Here is a 16,188-nt window from a genome sequence, read left to right on the forward strand (position 1 = left end):
TCCTTTGAACCAACTACTTGGTGAACTGGTACTGCGGTACTGCTCGGTGGTGCTGTTGGCGACCCGTCGACCTGCGAGCCGCCTGACCTGCGTATTTCGTGTACTGCACCCCGGCAGTTCGTGTCTGCCGGGCTTCGCTTGACCATCTTGACGAGAAAAAGGCTAACCGTGCTGACGCCCAATGTCTACTCTGGCAAAAGTAGATTTCAGTCCTTTGGGGGACCAGATAGCCTGTGACCTGCAAGAACGAGTGACGCCGGGCGGAGAACGGACGGCGAGACGGCGGTGAGGGCCCTGCCGACGCGCGTCGGCAGGGCCCTCACGGGATCCTGATGGCCGGGTGGGCTTCGGGTCGGTGCCTCTAGGCAGCCGGGCCCACGGCGGGCCGCTGTGCCCGGCGTCGCCCCGCTCCTCCGGTGGTGCGCCCCCGGGCGGGGCGGGCGCGGCGGCCTCGGGACGCGGGATCCGCGGAGGACGCGGCGCGGCGGGGAGGTGCCACGGCGGGGGTGGTGATGACGACAGGGACGCCGGAAGGGGCCTGGGCGCCAGTGATGCGGCTCAGTTCGGCCTCACCCGAACGTACCTGGGTGACTCGCGGGGCGATGCCGGCCGAAGCCATCAGCCGGCTGATGCCGCGGCGCTGGTCGGGTGTGACGAGGGTGACGACGCTGCCGGACTCGCCGGCGCGGGCGGTACGGCCGCCGCGGTGCAGGTAGTCCTTGTGGTCGCCCGGCGGATCCACGTTGACGACCAGGTCGAGGTTGTCGACGTGGATGCCGCGGGCCGCGACGTTGGTCGCCACCAGGACCGTCACATGGCCGGTCTTGAACTGGGCGAGGGTCCGTGTGCGCTGGGGCTGGGACTTGCCGCCGTGCAGAGCCGCGGCGCGGACACCGCTGCTCAGCAGGTGCTTCGTCAGCCGGTCCACGGCGTGCTTGGTGTCCAGGAACATGATCACCCGGCCGTCTCGCGCCGCGATCTCGGTGGTCGTCCGGTGCTTGTCCGCTTCGTGTACGTGGAGCACGTGGTGTTCCATCGTGGTGACCGCACCCGCCGACGGGTCGACGGAGTGGACCACCGGGTCCGTCAGGTAGCGGCGGACGAGCAGATCGACGTTGCGGTCGAGGGTGGCCGAGAAAAGCATCCGCTGCCCCTCGGGGCGCACCTGGTCGAGCAGGGCGGTGACCTGGGGCATGAAGCCCATGTCGGTCATCTGGTCGGCCTCGTCGAGGACGGTGATGCGGACCTGGTCAAGTCGGCAGTCACCCCGGTCGATGAGGTCCTTGAGGCGTCCCGGCGTCGCGACGACGACCTCCGCCCCGGCCCGCAGCGCACCGGCCTGCCGGCCGATCGACATGCCGCCGACCACGGTGGCCAGCCGCAGCCGCACGGAGCGGGCGTACGGGGTGAGCGCGTCGGTCACCTGCTGGGCGAGCTCGCGGGTGGGGACGAGGACCAGGGCGAGCGGCTGCCGCGGCTCCGCGCGCCGGCCCGCCGTACGGGCCAGCACAGCGAGGCCGAAGGCGAGGGTCTTGCCCGACCCGGTGCGGCCACGGCCGAGCACGTCGCGTCCGGCGAGGGAGTTCGGCAGGGTCGCCCCCTGGATGGGGAACGGTACGGTCACGCCCTCGTGACCGAGCGCGGCCAGCAACGGCGCCGGCAGGGCGAGGTCGGCGAACGACTCGACGGCGGACAGCGCGGGCGTGATCGTCTCAGGCGGCGCGAACTCGCCCTGGCGTGCGGCCGGTCGACGTTCGTGACCGGTGGAACGCCGCGGCGCTCCGGAGCGCTGGGCGGCAGATCCCCGGGAGCGGTCGTGGGCGCGGGTCGTGCGGGTCGTGCGTGCGCGGTTCAAGCGGAACCTTCCTCGATGTGGCACGTAGGCACGTAGCAAGGAAATTCCGCAGCAAAATGAACGGCGCAGAGAATCGCGAGAACGAGCCGGAGATGATGGGCGCCGAGCCGGATCGACGTCGGATCGACGGGGAATGCGTCACCGTTCGGTGAGGCCGTGGGGCCTTCCCGTCATGCGCCCTGAAAAGCAGCGAGCCGGGGCCCGCACCCCAAGGTGCGGGCCCCAGCTGCGAAGTATGCGTTGCTGCCGGTGTCAGGCGGGAACGATGTTCTCGGCGGTCGGGCCCTTCTGGCCCTGCGCGATGTCGAACGACACCTTCTGGCCTTCCTGCAGCTCGCGGAAGCCCTGGGCGGCGATGTTCGAGTAGTGGGCGAAGACGTCGGGGCCGCCGCCGTCCTGCTCGATGAAGCCGAAGCCCTTTTCCGCGTTGAACCACTTCACGGTGCCAGTAGTCATGTCATTTCTCCTTCGGAGACGAGTTCGGAATTCGCCCTGTGCGGATTCCGTGTCGCCGTGCTGATTAACCCGTCGGAAAATGAACCCTCTGGCAACCACACTTGCAACTGAGATCGACATTAGCACGGTGTGGTCGGCCCCGCGTGGTCAATAATTCCACCCTGGTCGGCGATCGAGGAATACTCGTCGTGGGCCGCACCTATTTCTCACTTCACGGGGACAGATATTGATCCGCGCGGATGCAGTGTTCCTGCCGACCGCTTCCGGCCACAGCGCCATGACCTCCGTCGATGAGCCGTGCGCCGCCGCCATCGTCATCAACGGGCGGGACCATGTCGAACGCGCCGAGACCCCCTGGCGCGATGAAGGTCACATCGGCCAGGAGAGCACGACGGGACGGTATGCGACCTCTCCTAGCCGGCACGTGCGGCGGTCCAGATGATGTGCGGGGGCTCGACGCGTGCGCACAGGGGACCGCCCTGTGCGTCGGTCAGGCCGAGGCGTCCGACCAGCAGCCCGTCGCGTGCGGCGGCGGCGAGTACGTCGGCGGGGATGACGTCGAGCATGAGTTTGGCGCGTCGGAACATCGTGAAGGTGCCCGACTCGTCGACCGTGCCCCACGACAGGTAGATGAACCGTCGGCCCAGTCGGTGCTGCACGTAGGGGCCTTTGACCTCGATGCCGGTCGGCGAGGTGCTCGTGGTGCACTCCAGGGTCCATGTCACGGACGGTGCGTCGCCGGGCTGTGGCTCGAGGAGCTCGGCCGGACGGTCGCGGCGTTGCACGGCGACATGGATGTTGCCGTACGCGGGGACGCTGCCGTCGGCAGAGGCGGGACGGGTGAGGCCGGGCAGGTCGACGGCGTCGATGCGGATGCGCATGACGTCATCATCCCGCCCTCGTCCGAGCGGAGGTCCGCCGACCTCGAACCGGCGTGGGCCCGGCGCGTTCCGGTCGGCCTGCGGTTCGGTGGCAGGCTCTCGTCCGTCCCAGCTGGTGCTCCCGGGCGGAGCCGCTGTGCACGGTGCCGCTCAGCGACGCAGGGCTTCGACCGGCTGGATACGGGCTGCACGCAGAGCCGGGTAGAGACCGGCCAGAAGCCCGGTCACCAGGCCGATCGCCGGAGCAGCGGCGATGGTGCCGGTGTGGATCACGGGCGTCCAGTCCCGGGCCACGGCCACCACGACGACCACGAGGGTACCGATGCTGGTCCCCACCAGGCCGCCGAGCGCACCCAGGGCACCGGACTCGGTGAGGAACTGGGAAGCGACATGCCTGCTGCGGGCCCCCACCGCACGACGCAGGCCGATCTCCCCGGTGCGCTCCAGGACGGCGACCAGGGTGGTGTTGGCGATGCCGACAGCCCCGATCACCAGGCAGATGGAGGCCAGGAGGAGAAACAGCTCGTCCAGATCGGAGGTGACCGAGGAGCGCAGTTTCCTGGGATCGGGCGGCGCGATGGCCCTGAGGTACTCGGGGTGATCCGGGCGCAGCGCCGTCGGCGCCTCGTCGGCGATCTGGACGGCCGCGCCGATACGGGTGGCGATGAGCATCTCCGCCTCCTCCGTCGGCGTGCCCCACAGCTGTTCGGCGGTGGTGTGCGGGACGAGTACCGAAAGCAGGAGATCGGGTTTGCGCTGGACGTCGTCAACGATGCCGATGACGGTGAACGGGTGTTCCCCGATGAACACGGCAGGCTGCGCTTCCAACGTGGTGATCCCCAGCCGGTCCGCGACGCTGCTGCTGAGGACGACGACCCGCTGGCGGGCGTCGGCGTGGTACGCGTCGTAGAGCCGCCCCTGTGCGAGATGGGGAACGGCGGCGAGCAGGGCTCCCGGCGCGGCGGCCACCACATCGGTCTTCTCTCCGGTGGCGCCCGCGACCGGCGAGGACCGTACGGACAACTGCCGGCCCTCACTCGCGCGTACGGGCCAGTGGACCCCGGCGTGCTCGACACCGTTGAGGTGCTCGATCCGCTCCCCTGCGTCTTCGGGGAATGCGGGTCCGGCGAACTCGTTCTGTTCGCGGGCGACGTCCTCGATGGTCACCTCGGTGGCGGTCAGGAGACTGAACCGTGAGTCGATCTGGGAGGAGGCAGTGGCGGTCAGCCCCAGGACGGCGACGAACGCGCCGACGCCCAGGACGGTACCCAGGGCGGTGAGTGCCGCTCGGCCGGGGCGCTGGAGTATGCCGGCGAGGGCCTCGGCCACCAGGTCGCGCAGGCCGAAGGAGGTCAGCTCGATGTCTGGGCGAGCCGTGCCGTGCCGGTCGCCCTTTCCCGGATGTACGGCTTTGCTCAACCGTCCGGTCCCCCTCACTCTGCCGACTCCTGTGCCTCGTCGGCCCGGGTGCGCCTGCCGTGTTCATCGCCCTCGTCAGCACGCAGTTCACGCAGGACACCGTCTCTGATGGTGATCGTCCGGACGCCGCGGGCGGCCACCTCGGCGTCGTGCGTGATCAGAACCACGGTCATGCCGTCGCTGTGCAGTGCCTCCAGCAGCCGCAGCACCGTGTCGGCGTTGCTGCTGTCCAGATTGCCGGTGGGCTCGTCGCACAGCAGCAACGACGGCCGGGCGACCAGGGCGCGGGCGATGGCGACGCGCTGGCGCTCGCCGCCGGACATCCGGCTGGGCAGGGCGTCCAGCCGATGCGCCAGGCCCACCCGACGCAGCGCTTCATCGGCCCGACGGACGCGGTCCGCACGAGGGGCGGCGCCGTAGAGCATGGCCAGAGCGACGTTCTCCCGGGCGCTGCGGTGCTGCATCAGATGGAAGGACTGGAAGACGAACCCGATACGTCGCCCTCGCAGCGCGGTGCGTTCGGAGTCCTTGAGGGCACCGGTGTCGATTCCATCCAGGAGGTAGCTGCCCGTGGTGGGCGCGTCGAGCAGACCGGCGATGTTGAGGAACGTCGACTTGCCTGACCCCGAGGGACCGACGACGGTGACGAAGTCCCCCCGGTTGATGGTCAGTTCGCAGGGTCGGAAGGCCGTGACGGGTGGCGGGCCGGGGTAGGTCAGCCCGACACCGCGGAACTCGATCACGGGAGCGTCCCCCGCCTCGGGAGCGGCGGTCTCCGGTGCCTCGCCGAGGTGTGCCGCGGCTCCCCGGCGGAGCCCGGCGAGACGGTTCCGGGCGCGCGTCACGGCCCTCACCGGGCAGTCCCCGCGCTGCCTGTCCCGGACCGCCGGATACCGGTGAGCACGTTGTCTCCTACGCCGAGCGCTTTCCCGCCACCGACCGGGACGATCTCCACGAACCCGTCCCCGGTCGTTCCCGGCCGTACCTCGACACGCCGCTGGACGCCGTTCCGGGACACCACGGTGACGACCGTCCGGCCGTCTGCCGCGGAGGACACGGCGGTGACCGGCACGACCAGGACCGCCTTCCTGGTGGACGCCGCCTCGACGGTCAGGCGGACGTCCTGACCGGCGAGATCCGAGGGCAGTGGCTTGTCGGGTCTGACGACCAGCAGATGGCCCGGCCCGCTGGCCGCGTCCTGCTTGCCGGTGTCCTGCTCGGTCACGGTGCTCTGTCCCGAGGACATCTCGTCGGACACGGAGGCCACTGTCGCGGTCGACTCGGCGCCGGTCAGTTCGGACAGGATCCGTACCTTCTGCCCGGCCCGGACCAGGTCCTTCTGGAACGACTGAAGACGACCGTGCACCACGAGGGCACCCGTCGACAGCTTCATCACCGGTCCCGACACCGTGCTGCCGACCGTGGCGGACAGGCTGTCCACCCGGGCCGGCACGCTCTTGACGAAGACCACCTCGGACGCGGGGACCATGGGGCCCTCCGCAGCCAGCGCCGCGGTCAACGCGGCGCGCGCCTCGGCCAGATCCTCCTCGGCCCGCTCGACCTGGGTGCGGAGCTCGTCGAGCGCGGACGCGTCGCCCCCTTCGTCAGCCGCGGTGCCGGAGCCTTTCCCAGCGGTCTGGTCCGCGTCCGCCTCGCCGGACGCGGTCGCCGTCCCGCCACCACTTCCGCCGTCGCCCTCCTCGGCGCTGGTCACTGCCGCTTGTGCGTCGTCCCGGGCCCGCTCCATGGCGGTGACCTGCTGCCGCGCCGACTTCACGGCGTCGCCGTCGGCGACCGCGGGCAGCGGGTCGTAGCCGAGAGACCGGTACAGCGCGGTGACAGCGGTCTTGGTCCCGGCCCCGAACTCCCCGCGTGGATCCGGCGCGGTGGGGTGTCCCAGATCCCTGAGTGATCGCTGCAGCTGCCTGACGTCGGCCCCTTCGGATCCGGGCTTGAGATCGCGGTAGACGGGCAGTGTGCCGCGCAGGGCGATGACGGGACGGCCGGACACCTCGGCCAGCAGTGTGCCGGCACGCACGCTGCTGCCGCTGCTCAGCGGCAGCTTGGTCACCACGGGGCTGCCGCCCTCGCTTGCTCCGGACGGCGTGACGTCCACGGTCTGGCCGGCGACGACGGTGCCGCGCAGGATGACGGACGAGGTGAGGACCCGCTTCTCCACAGGGGCTGTCAGGACGTCGGCGGGCGGCGGCGCGGTCTCGGCCGCGGCCTGTGCCGGCGACTTGATCAGCGCGGTCGTGGCGGCACCTGCGGCGGTCAGCAGGACTGCCGAGGCCACGACGGCGACGACCAGCCGGCGCCCGCGGTCCAACGGCGATCGAGCCGCACGCCGCCCGGACTCCGTGGCCGCGTCGTTCTCGGCGCCCGCTCCCGCGCTCCCGGCTCCGGCAGCGGCCTGCGGCGACGGGTCCTGTGGGCCCTGTGGGGGCGAGTGGGGGGTGTCGTGCCCTGTCACTGAGTTCCTCTCCGCCTGGCGGCGGCCTTCGGGGATCGATACGGACACCGCGCGGCAGGCTCAGCCCTTGCCGAGAACGTCCGCTGCCCTGCGGATCCGCTCCTCGTTGTCCTTCTTCGCCTGGGCGAGCGCTTCCGCGTTCTTCTCGAGCGTCCGCTCCTGGTACGCGGTCTCCACCGCGAGCCACACACCGGCCAGGTTCGTGCTGATCTTGCAGGCCGCGTCGGCGGCCGCGACCTGGCGCTCGCGTTCCGTGGCCGTCTCCGACTTGCCCCACTCCGGGTCGTTGTTGGACGCCCATGGGTCGCTGTAGTCGTGGCCGGCCTCGCTCATACAGTCGCTCCACTTGGCGAACGCCTTCAGGACCTGGGGGTCCTGCGCGTCCTGCACGATGAGCTGCTCGACGTACATGTCGGTGGTGGCGTCTGCCTTGTCCATCGACTTCTTGCCGCTGAGCTGTGCCCGAGCCTTCAGCACGCACTCACCCGCGGCCTTCTGGGCTGTTTCGGAGCTGTCCTGTCCCTCCTCCCGGCCCTTGGCGCCCGCGTTGGTCTGGGGCGCGCCGTGGTAGCCGGTCCGGCGTGCCTCCGCCTCGTCGAGGATGCCGTACCGGCGGCCGTGCCGGTTGCCTTCGGCCAGAGCCGGACGTTCGGGTGCGGCCCACTGGAAGCCCTGCGCGGTCATGCACGTCACCACCAGCCGGTCCTGTGCGAGTTCGAGCTGGCGGGACTGCGCGGGAGTGAGTTCGTAGGTGTCCAGGGGGAAGGACAGCTGCTGCGCGCTGGTGATGGTGCTGACCTCACCGATGGTGATGGGGTCCCGGTCGGAGTCTGCGGCGGACCCGCCCGAGGCGATCCCGGCGCAGCCGGAGAGTGTGAGGGCAGCCAGCGCCAGGGCGACCGGCGAGGACCGGTGGAGGCGCGCGATGCGGGAGCGGCTTGGTGCGGCCAAGGTGGCGATCCGTTCTCAGGATGGGCGGTGCACGGGGAGGGGGGAGGGGAGGGGGAGGGGCGTTCCCGGACCGATGGAGCATGGTCCGGGAACAGGAGCCGGGGGAGGAGACGGGGCCCCCGGCTCATCGGTGCGTGCTCAGGTCCCCGTCAGAAGTTGCACTGGCTGTAGCCGCTGACACCGCCGTCGTTCCAGCAGTGGGAGCTGTACGCGTCGTTGTACTCGACGGTGTTGAGGCGCGCGTACTCCGCCACGGTCTGACGCGAGCCGCCGTAGTAGGAGTTGACGAAGAACCGGACCTTCCAGTTCTGGTCCCAGCTGTCGATCGAGGACGTTCTGTCGTTGGTCCCCACGTCCGGGACGCCGCCACCGGTATACGTGTTGTTGATGTAGTTCGGGTCCGCGTACTGGTGGTCGATCCAGCCGCCGTCGAGGTAAGTGTGCTGGTAGATGCACACTTCCTTGCTCTCGCATATCCCGTTGAACTGTGCGGCGTTCGCAGACACGGACATGCCCATCACCATCGCGGCGGCTGCCGTCGCGATGCCTGACGCGCGCAGGGCGTGCTTCATCGAAGCGTTCATGAAGTGGTTTCTCCATCGGTGACGCTGCCCTGTGGGGGAGGTGGCAGCCCTGGGGAACGGCAGAGGGCTCCGGGTGGAAGAGAACGTGAAGCCCTCGGCGCCACGTCGCCATGTATGTGTGAAATAAGTGGCGCCTGCGCAAAGGTAGATGGCCGATGATCATCTGGCAAGGTTTCGGCCATGCACTATTCGGCCACGGGGTGATGCGACACCGGTGCGGCTCACCAGCTCATTGTCAGACCGGTGTGGCATGATCCGCTGCCATGTCGTCGTTACGCGCACCCGCGTGGTGGTCAAGGGCCGGTCGCCGTCTGCTCGTTGTCCCGCTCGCCTTGCTCGTGACGGCGGGCGCCACCGGCGCCGGCGCCGCGACGGCACCCGCGCCCGCACCCAAAGCCAAGGCCGCGACGCCCGATCGGCTTCGCTACGACGTGTCCCTGCGCGGCGACGCCGACGGCTCCCACTGGACGGGCCGGCAGCGGGTGTCGTTCCGCAACGCCTCCGACCGGCCCCTGCATGAGGTGTACGTACGTCTGTGGGGCAACGGCAACGACAAGTGCGGCACGCCGGGCAAGCCACCCCCGGTCAAGATGTCCAAGGTGCGCGGTGGCACTGCGGGCCGCCTCACCGTGGACTGCACCGCACTGCGCATCACCCTGCCGAAGCCGCTCGCGCGCGGCGAGCGGACGGCCGTCTCCTTCGACGTGTCCATCACGGTGCCCCAGCGCAACGACCGCTTCGGCCGCGAGGGCGCGTTCCGCTTCCTGGGCAACGCGCTGCCGGTGCTCGCCGTGCACGACGCGAAGGGATGGCACCTCGATCCGTATGTGTCGACCGGCGAGAGCTTCTATGCCCTGGCGAGCGACTTCCGTGTGCGTATCGACCACCCGTCGTCCCTGAAAATCCCCGCAACGGGCCGCACTTGGACCAGCCACGGCAACCCCGGCCGCACGGTCACGCACAGCGTCGCGCAGCGGGTGCGGGACTTCGCGTGGGCGGCGGGCCCGTTCCGCACAGCGACGGAGACCTCGCCCGGTGGGGTGCGCGTGAAGTCGTACTGGGCGCCGAACACGCCCGCCGCGGGTGTACGCCTCAACCGCAAGGACGGCGTCGCCGCCGTCGACCGGTTCGGCAAGGAGTTCGGCCGCTATCCCTACGGCGAGATCGACTTCGTGATGGCCAAAGACTTCGGCGGCGGTATGGAGTACCCCGGCCTGGTCATCCTCGGCACCACCGAGGAGGGCGGCGCCGTCGTCCACGAGGTGGCCCACCAGTGGTGGTACGGCATCGTGGGCAACGACGAATACGGCGCACCCTGGCTGGACGAGAGCTTCGCCCAATACGCCAACGCACGCTTCTACGGCTGGGACACCCGCGACTGCTGGTCGGACGCCGACTGGCCGAGCGAGCACACCGCGCTCACCAACTCGATGGCCTACTGGGCCAAACACCCCGGCGAGTACCACCTCATCTACACGGCCGGCTCCTGCGCCCTGGCCCGCCTGGAACGCACCCTCGGAGCCGACACGATGGCGCGACTCCTCAAGCGGTACGCCCGCGACCACTGGTACGGCGTCTCCACCACGGCCGACTTCAAGAAGGCCGCACAGTCCGTGACGGACACGGACCTGGACCCCTTCTGGACGAAGCACCGCATCCGGTGAAACCGCTGGGCGCCGTCACCGAGACCGCCCAGGCGGATCGGACGGAGGCCCCTTGCCTGCCGCCGCGCCAACGAGGGCCCGAACGGCCCTGCCCCTGACCCGGGACTGACACAGCGGCTCCCATCCGTGGCGCGCCACCGAGGAGCCGCCTGGTCCCGTGCCCCGGTGAGCCGGCTTGGCGCAGATGCCGCCACCCGCGGCTACCGCACCCGACCCACCGACGGCCAGGTACTTGTCGAATATCGATATGCTCCTCTATCTTGCACTTATCGAAAATCGATAGGGGGAGATGAGATGAACACGCGACTCACGAGGACCCTGGCCTCGGTGACCTGGGCACTGGCGGTGCTCTGCGGGCTCGCCTTCGTCGGCACGGCGGTCACGCACATGCTCGACGACGGGGCCGTCTGCGTGCAGACGGACTTCTGGAACAACGCCTCACTGGCGGACTCACTGCCGGTGGGCGCGGGCGTGGAGGCCTCCAGCAGTGCCGCGCGCCTGTGCCAGGACAGTCCCTCCGTGGGCCAGCGCGCCGCCGATCTCGGGGGCGAACTGCCGTGGCTGCTGTTCGGTGCGCTCGCGCTGCTGCTCTTCTCCCGACTGCTGAAGGCCGTCCTGCTGCAGGGCCCGTTCACCGAGGCGGTGGCGCAACGGCTCTCCGTTCTCGGCTGGTTCGTCGCCGTGGGCACGCCGCTGGCCGGCCTCACCGTCGGCTGGTCGCGATCCTGGCTCGTCGAGAGCATGGCGCCGATCGTCGGTTCTGGTCCGACGGTCTCCGGGCCGCTGGTGCTCGTCCTCGCGGGCCTCACGGCAGTGATCATGGGGAAGATCATGCGCGAGGGTGTGCGCATGCGAGAGGACCTCGAAGGGACCATCTGATGTCCGAAGAGGAACCTCACGCGATCCGGATCCACCTCGACCGCCTTCTCATCGAGCGCGGCATGACCCTTACCGAGCTGGCCGCGCAAGTGGGTATCACCGTCGTCAACCTGTCCATCCTGAAAAACGGACGGGCCAAGGCCATCCGCTTCTCGACCCTGTCGAGGATCTGCGAGGTCCTCCACTGCCAGCCGGGAGACCTGATCACCCACGACCCCGCCAAGCCGGGGCCATAGCCTTGGCTCGTGTTTTGCCATGACCCCGTGCACAAAGGGGCGTACCGGGAGGCCGGCATGGATCTGACCTGCGTTCACCCGACGCCGGGTCGTTCCTGCATCCGTCGGACATCAAGGTCGACCCGCGCACCGCGACGGCTGCTGGGAAGCCGTAAAGGCCGGGAGCCAAACCGGAACGCGGTACACCGACCTTACGACCGCACAGCACACGCTGCTCTGAGGGCTAGGAAAGGCCCCGACCGTCACGGTCGGGGCCTTCCTGGTCCTCTCGCGGCATCAGGTCAGAAGAGAGCCTTGTAGACCTGCCATCCGGTGGCGATCTTCACCCGGCCGGAGAACGATCCCCTGCCGTCGCCGCTGTTGCGCCACAGGTTGCCGGAGGTGTCCCGGGAGACGAGGTCGGCCTTCCCGTCACGGGTGATGTCCCCGACGCCGACGACGACGTTGTACGCCGCACCCCAGTCGTCGAACACCTTCACCCGGCCCGCGAACTTCCCCGTCCCCGTGCCGTTGTAGCGCCACAGTTCGTTCGAGGGATCCTGTGCCAGCAGATCCCCATGGCCGTCGCCGTTCAGATCTCCGACCCCGATGATCTTCTTGTAGCCCTTCCAGTTGTCGTACAGCTTCACCCGCGTCGCCAGCTTTCCGTCGCTGGTGCCCTTGTGCAGATACACCACCCCGGTGGAGGAGTTACGGGTGATCAGATCCGCCCGCCCGTCACCGGTGATGTCGCCCGGCGAGGTCAGCACGTTGTACTGGTTCCAGCCCGTGCCCAGCGACACGTACGACGTCGACGGCGTGACCGCCTTGCCGCAGCCCGGCCGGTACGCCCGCAGGGAGCCGTCGGCCATCCGGACCAGCACGTCGTTGCACCGGTCACCGTTCACGTCCCCGAACGGCACCGCCTTGATGGATGTCGACCAGCCCGAGCCGCTGGTCCTGCCCGAGAAGACCCCCGTAACCGAACCATGCTGGAAGGTGAGCGAGCCGGTGGAGTTCAGCGTCAGCAGATCCCCGACGCCGTCCGGCACCGAGCCGGCGCCCGCGTGGTCCCTGGGCGCCGCCGTGATGACGCGTGCGGACGACTCGGCCGTCGCGCTCTGCCAGCCGCTCTTGCGTGCGGTGACGGCCACGGTCAGCTTCTTGCCGCGCAGCGAGGCGGGCACCACGTACGTGGAGGCGGTGGCCCCGGAGATGGCCTGGCCGTCGGCCTTCCACTGGTAGGTGTACGAGTCCGGGGCCGGCGTCCAGGATCCGGGCTGGGCGGTGAGCCTGGCACCGACCTGGGCGGTGCCGGTGATCGTCGGGTCGGCGGTGTTCTTCAGCGGGGCCGGGGTGACCGTGAAGGAGCCGCGCGGGTACTCCCAGCCGTTGTGGGTGATGACGCTGAGGTTCCAGTCCCCCGCGGTGAGTCCGGTCAGGTCCAGGACGGTCGTCAGGGACTTGCGGTCGGCGGCCACCGTGGTGGTGGTGGACTCGACCGTCCTGCCGGACCGGCTGATCTGTACCTTGTCGTCCTCGTGCAGGGCCGTGCCTGTCACGGTCACCGTGGCCTTGCCGCCGCTCACTCCGCTGCTCGGGGTGACCGTGCCGACGCTGGTCTTCTCGGTGCCGCAGAGCGAGTACGCACAGACGAGTTCCGCCTTGTAGGCGGTCTGCGAGGCCTTCTCCGGCAGCCCGACGACCAGGATGCTCGGGGTGACGTCCGTGGTGTACGGCTCGCTGACGTAGCACTGGTAGCCGGTGGGGGTGAAGCGGACGCAGTTGTTGTCCAGGCTCGCGTCGTACAGCGCGGGCACAGCAGTGTGGGTGCCGCCCGCGGTGTCGCTGACCACGAAGTCGAAGTGGTCGGCGTAGGCCGTGGGCAGCGCCGCGCAGACCGCGGTGTGCTGCTCGTCGAGGGTGCCGGTGACCGGTCCGTACCCGTAGCTGACGTTCGGGACCTTGGCGCACTCGGCGGCCGGTCCGGCGGGAGTCGCGATGCGCAGGGCGTCGAACCGGTAGGACTCGGCGGCCTTGAGGTTCGTCGGGACGGTGACGAGGACCTGGTAGCTGGTGGAGCCGGTGACCGCGCACGCCTTGTTGCGGTACGAGCAGACGGCGTCGCCCTCCGCGTCGTACGCCAGGATGTTGGCTGTGCCCAGCGGGTCGCGGACGTCGAGGTGCAGGGTGTCCCCGGCATCGTCGGTGGTGACCTGGCGGCAGAGCAGCAGGCCGGGCGCCGCCGGAGTGCCGTCCGTGGACGAACCGCCCACCGGGGTCGACGGGTTGGCCGTGCAGCCCTTGGCGGTGGTGGTGACGTCACGCCGGGCGAGGGTGTACTCGGCGGCGGTGTCGCGGCCGGTGACCAGCACGGTGTGCGCGACGCCCGGGGCGAGGGCGCAGGTGGTCCAGGTGGACAGGGAGGGCCAGACGTCGCAGACCTGCTTGCCGCCGGCATCCAGCACCGAGAACTCGGCGGTGGAACTGCCGGAGAGGGCCCGCAGTTGGAGGTTCTCCATCGCGCTGTGGTCGTCCGCCGGGATGGACAGGCAGTGCGAGAAGACTCCGTCGCCGGTGCTGAACCGGGCCGCGGCGCTGTCGGAGGTGAAGTCGCCCGCCGGGACGGCCGGGCAGCCGCTCGCCGCGTCCGTGCGGTGCAGGGCGATGCGGTACGAACCGGTCGCCGTGTTGCTGTCGTCGGTGGACACCAGGGCGCGGAAGGGGGCGGAGCCGTTCAGTGCGCAGGTGCCCGCGCCGAGGGTCTCCCAGTTGCACCGCTGGACGCCGTCGGCGTCGACGACCACGACCTCCGGCTGCGGAGCCGGCCCGCTCAGGGGCGTCAGCGCGGCCATCCGGGCGCCCTCGGGAAGCGGCAGCGTCAGGCAGTCGATCTCGCCCGCCGTTGCGAAAGTGCCCTGGTGGGTGCCGAGTTCGACCGGTTCGCAGCCGGCGGTTCCGGCGCGGTCGACGATGAGCGTGGCGTGGTCGGTGAGGACGGTGTAGTCACCGGCGGGGATACCGCAGCCGGCGCAGACGGTTTTCCCGTCACGGTCGTACACGCTGAGGCTTGAACGGGCTCCGTCGGTCACCTCGTACACGGTGTACCGCCCCGCCGCCGAGGCAGCGAAAATCTTGCAGCCGACGGCAGGATCCACCGTGGTGGGGGCGGAGTTGTACGCGTTCACGGGGACGCGCGCACAACCGGCGGGGTCGGACAGCCGGCGGATCTTCAGGGTGTACGGGGTGGGGAAGCCGCGCTCGGCCTGGCTGACGTGCCCCAGCACCCGGTACGGCCCGTCGCCGGGCAGCACACATCCCTCGCTGTCGTCCTCGTTGAAGTGCGGGCAGATGTGGGCACCCGTCTCATCGGTGATCCAGTTGATGCTCTCGCCGTACGTATCGGTGTGGAAGTCCACAGTGATCCGCTCGCCGGGCTTTCCCGTGAACGGATGGCACACAAGACCGAACGGAGAGGCCGCGGAGCCGGTGACCGGAGCAAGGTCCCAGGACGTGCCGGTCTCCTGCGCACAGCCGACGTTGGCGGCGAGCGGGGTGACGGTCACGGGGATCTCGCGGGCGTCGGTCCCCCAGCTGGTGTTGACGAGCTTCAGGGTGAAGGCGCCGGCGCGCGGCAGCGTGCACCAGCCGCTGCCCCACGTGGCGTCGTAGCAGTCCAACTCGGTCTCACCGTCGAAGACCTGGGCGCTCGTCGCGGTGCGCTCCGTCAGCACGCGGTGCAGGCCGGGCCGTTCGGCGGTGAAGGTGAAGCAGGCGCTGCCACCGGCGGGGACAGTCGCCTTGCCCAGCGCGGAACCCGGGTCTCCGAAGGGGGCGAGCGGGAGGCTGGCGCAGTCCTCGGCGGGGGAGGAGGCCGAGGCGGACGATGTGGTGCTGCCGGTCGCGGTGGCCGATGTGGTGGCATCGGACGCGGCAGTGCTCATGGTGCCGTCGGACGCCTGTGCCGCGCCGACCGGGAGAAGGGCTGCCAGCAGGACCGACAGCGTGAGCGTGAACAGCAGTGCGGTGTACGCCGCAGATCTCCCGCGTGTACACAGGCAGTAGGGCATTGCGTTCCCCCCAGGACGGCGTCGAGCGACGCAAGTGAATGCCGGGGCCCTACGTGACCGCGGGATCAAGGGCGGCGCACGGCGAAATCAGGCGCATGATCGCACAGATGTGCCTCTTGAGACACCTGTTACCAGGTGTCTCGGGGGCGAGTCCCGGCCGAACAGGGACACCGCACCTTCTCAATGCATCGTTCGCCTTGTCGGCGACGACCGCATGGGCCTGCGACGAGGACGCCCGTGGCGAACCGGGTCTCCCGCACTACGTCGAGGACCGCGTCGAAGACGGTGGAGTCGTTGACGTTGCCCGGGGGCGACCATGACGGCCACGCCCCCCTTTGTGCGGGCCCCGGTGGCGTACTGGTGGGGCGGCGGCCCAGGTCCCTGGCCTGGGCTTCAGCGTGGAGCGGGTGACGAGAATCGAACTCGCGCTCTCACCTTGGGAAGCGACGGCGCTCCAGCGGCGACATGGTCGGTGACCTGCGGGGATTCATCGCGCCAGCGGCGTCGCCGGGGCACGGCGGCACCGCTGTTGACCGTGGTTGTCCGGTCGTACGGGCAGGCCGTGGGCACGGCTTCGAAGCGCAGCGGGCAGAGCGACCAAACTCATCATCTCGCCTGCCCGCCGGTGCGCATCGGCTGTGTCGGAGGCCCGTCTCCAGCCCTTGATCGCCGATGCGTACACTTCCGGCACTTATAGGCGGCCTGCCGAAGAGGCGGGCCCGACCCTTCGGGGACTCAATG

The 16,188-nt window shown here is 69.9% G+C and carries 12 protein-coding genes; 3 read left to right on the forward strand and 9 right to left on the reverse strand.

Annotated features, from left to right (window positions below; all coding sequences use genetic code 11):
* Window positions 1-361: 361 nt before the first annotated feature.
* From ACQEV2_RS22315 to ACQEV2_RS22350, 8 genes are all read right to left on the reverse strand, one after another.
* A complete protein-coding gene (locus tag ACQEV2_RS22315) occupies window positions 362-1,855 on the reverse strand; it encodes a DEAD/DEAH box helicase (protein WP_433044214.1) in 1,494 nt (497 codons plus the stop codon).
* A gap of 252 nt (window positions 1,856-2,107) precedes the next feature.
* Window positions 2,108-2,311, reverse strand: coding sequence for a cold-shock protein (locus ACQEV2_RS22320; protein WP_048585022.1), 204 nt, complete (start codon window positions 2,309-2,311; stop codon window positions 2,108-2,110).
* Window positions 2,312-2,724: 413 nt separating this feature from the next.
* Entirely contained in the window at window positions 2,725-3,192 is a 468-nt protein-coding gene (locus tag ACQEV2_RS22325) for a DUF5990 family protein (protein ID WP_433044217.1), read from the reverse strand.
* 150 nt (window positions 3,193-3,342) lie between these two features.
* Window positions 3,343-4,554: an ABC transporter permease gene (locus tag ACQEV2_RS22330; RefSeq protein WP_433054693.1), complete on the reverse strand. Its 1,212-nt coding sequence runs from the start codon at window positions 4,552-4,554 to the stop codon at window positions 3,343-3,345.
* Between the two features lie 71 nt (window positions 4,555-4,625).
* Window positions 4,626-5,354 (reverse strand): ABC transporter ATP-binding protein, encoded by a 729-nt coding sequence (locus tag ACQEV2_RS22335; protein WP_433054696.1) that lies wholly within the window; start codon window positions 5,352-5,354, stop codon window positions 4,626-4,628.
* 107 nt (window positions 5,355-5,461) lie between these two features.
* Window positions 5,462-7,084, reverse strand: coding sequence for a peptidoglycan-binding protein (locus ACQEV2_RS22340; protein WP_433044220.1), 1,623 nt, complete (start codon window positions 7,082-7,084; stop codon window positions 5,462-5,464).
* 60 nt (window positions 7,085-7,144) lie between these two features.
* Window positions 7,145-8,035, reverse strand: coding sequence for a hypothetical protein (locus tag ACQEV2_RS22345; protein ID WP_433044223.1), 891 nt, complete (start codon window positions 8,033-8,035; stop codon window positions 7,145-7,147).
* Between the two features lie 149 nt (window positions 8,036-8,184).
* On the reverse strand, window positions 8,185-8,619 hold the full coding sequence (locus ACQEV2_RS22350) for a hypothetical protein (RefSeq protein WP_433044226.1): 435 nt from the start codon (window positions 8,617-8,619) through the stop codon (window positions 8,185-8,187).
* 263 nt (window positions 8,620-8,882) lie between these two features.
* On the opposite strand from ACQEV2_RS22350, the gene ACQEV2_RS22355 reads away from it, so the two are divergent.
* The 3 genes from ACQEV2_RS22355 to ACQEV2_RS22365 all read left to right on the forward strand — a co-directional run bounded on the left by ACQEV2_RS22355 (window position 8,883) and on the right by ACQEV2_RS22365 (window position 11,398).
* The gene (locus ACQEV2_RS22355) at window positions 8,883-10,283 is read left to right on the forward strand and encodes a M1 family metallopeptidase (RefSeq protein WP_433044229.1); all 1,401 of its coding nucleotides are present in this window, start codon (window positions 8,883-8,885) and stop codon (window positions 10,281-10,283) included.
* Window positions 10,284-10,577: 294 nt separating this feature from the next.
* On the forward strand, window positions 10,578-11,162 hold the full coding sequence (locus ACQEV2_RS22360; RefSeq protein WP_433044232.1) for a DUF2975 domain-containing protein: 585 nt from the start codon (window positions 10,578-10,580) through the stop codon (window positions 11,160-11,162).
* On the forward strand, window positions 11,162-11,398 hold the full coding sequence (locus ACQEV2_RS22365; protein ID WP_433044235.1) for a helix-turn-helix domain-containing protein: 237 nt from the start codon (window positions 11,162-11,164) through the stop codon (window positions 11,396-11,398). The genes ACQEV2_RS22360 and ACQEV2_RS22365 overlap by 1 nt, the downstream gene beginning before the upstream one ends.
* 281 nt (window positions 11,399-11,679) lie before the next feature.
* Here the strand turns inward: ACQEV2_RS22365 and ACQEV2_RS22370 are convergent, their stop codons facing one another.
* A complete protein-coding gene (locus ACQEV2_RS22370; protein ID WP_433044238.1) occupies window positions 11,680-15,447 on the reverse strand; it encodes an FG-GAP-like repeat-containing protein in 3,768 nt (1,255 codons plus the stop codon).
* Between the last annotated feature and the right edge of the window lie 741 nt (window positions 15,448-16,188).

The sequence above is a fragment of the Streptomyces sp. CA-251387 genome (genome assembly GCF_050936625.1).
Classification (GTDB): domain Bacteria; phylum Actinomycetota; class Actinomycetes; order Streptomycetales; family Streptomycetaceae; genus Streptomyces.

What these genes read in the sequence shown, in the direction of transcription:
- ACQEV2_RS22320 (WP_048585022.1), bottom strand. Translation starts at nt 2,311, where the DNA reads ATGACTACTGGCACCGTGAAGTGGTTCAACGCGGAAAAGGGCTTCGGC.
- ACQEV2_RS22325 (WP_433044217.1), bottom strand. Translation starts at nt 3,192, where the DNA reads ATGCGCATCCGCATCGACGCCGTCGACCTGCCCGGCCTCACCCGTCCC.
- ACQEV2_RS22350 (WP_433044226.1), bottom strand. Translation starts at nt 8,619, where the DNA reads ATGAACGCTTCGATGAAGCACGCCCTGCGCGCGTCAGGCATCGCGACG.
- ACQEV2_RS22355 (WP_433044229.1), top strand. Translation starts at nt 8,883, where the DNA reads ATGTCGTCGTTACGCGCACCCGCGTGGTGGTCAAGGGCCGGTCGCCGT.
- ACQEV2_RS22360 (WP_433044232.1), top strand. Translation starts at nt 10,578, where the DNA reads ATGAACACGCGACTCACGAGGACCCTGGCCTCGGTGACCTGGGCACTG.
- ACQEV2_RS22365 (WP_433044235.1), top strand. Translation starts at nt 11,162, where the DNA reads ATGTCCGAAGAGGAACCTCACGCGATCCGGATCCACCTCGACCGCCTT.
- ACQEV2_RS22370 (WP_433044238.1), bottom strand. Translation starts at nt 15,447, where the DNA reads ATGCCCTACTGCCTGTGTACACGCGGGAGATCTGCGGCGTACACCGCA.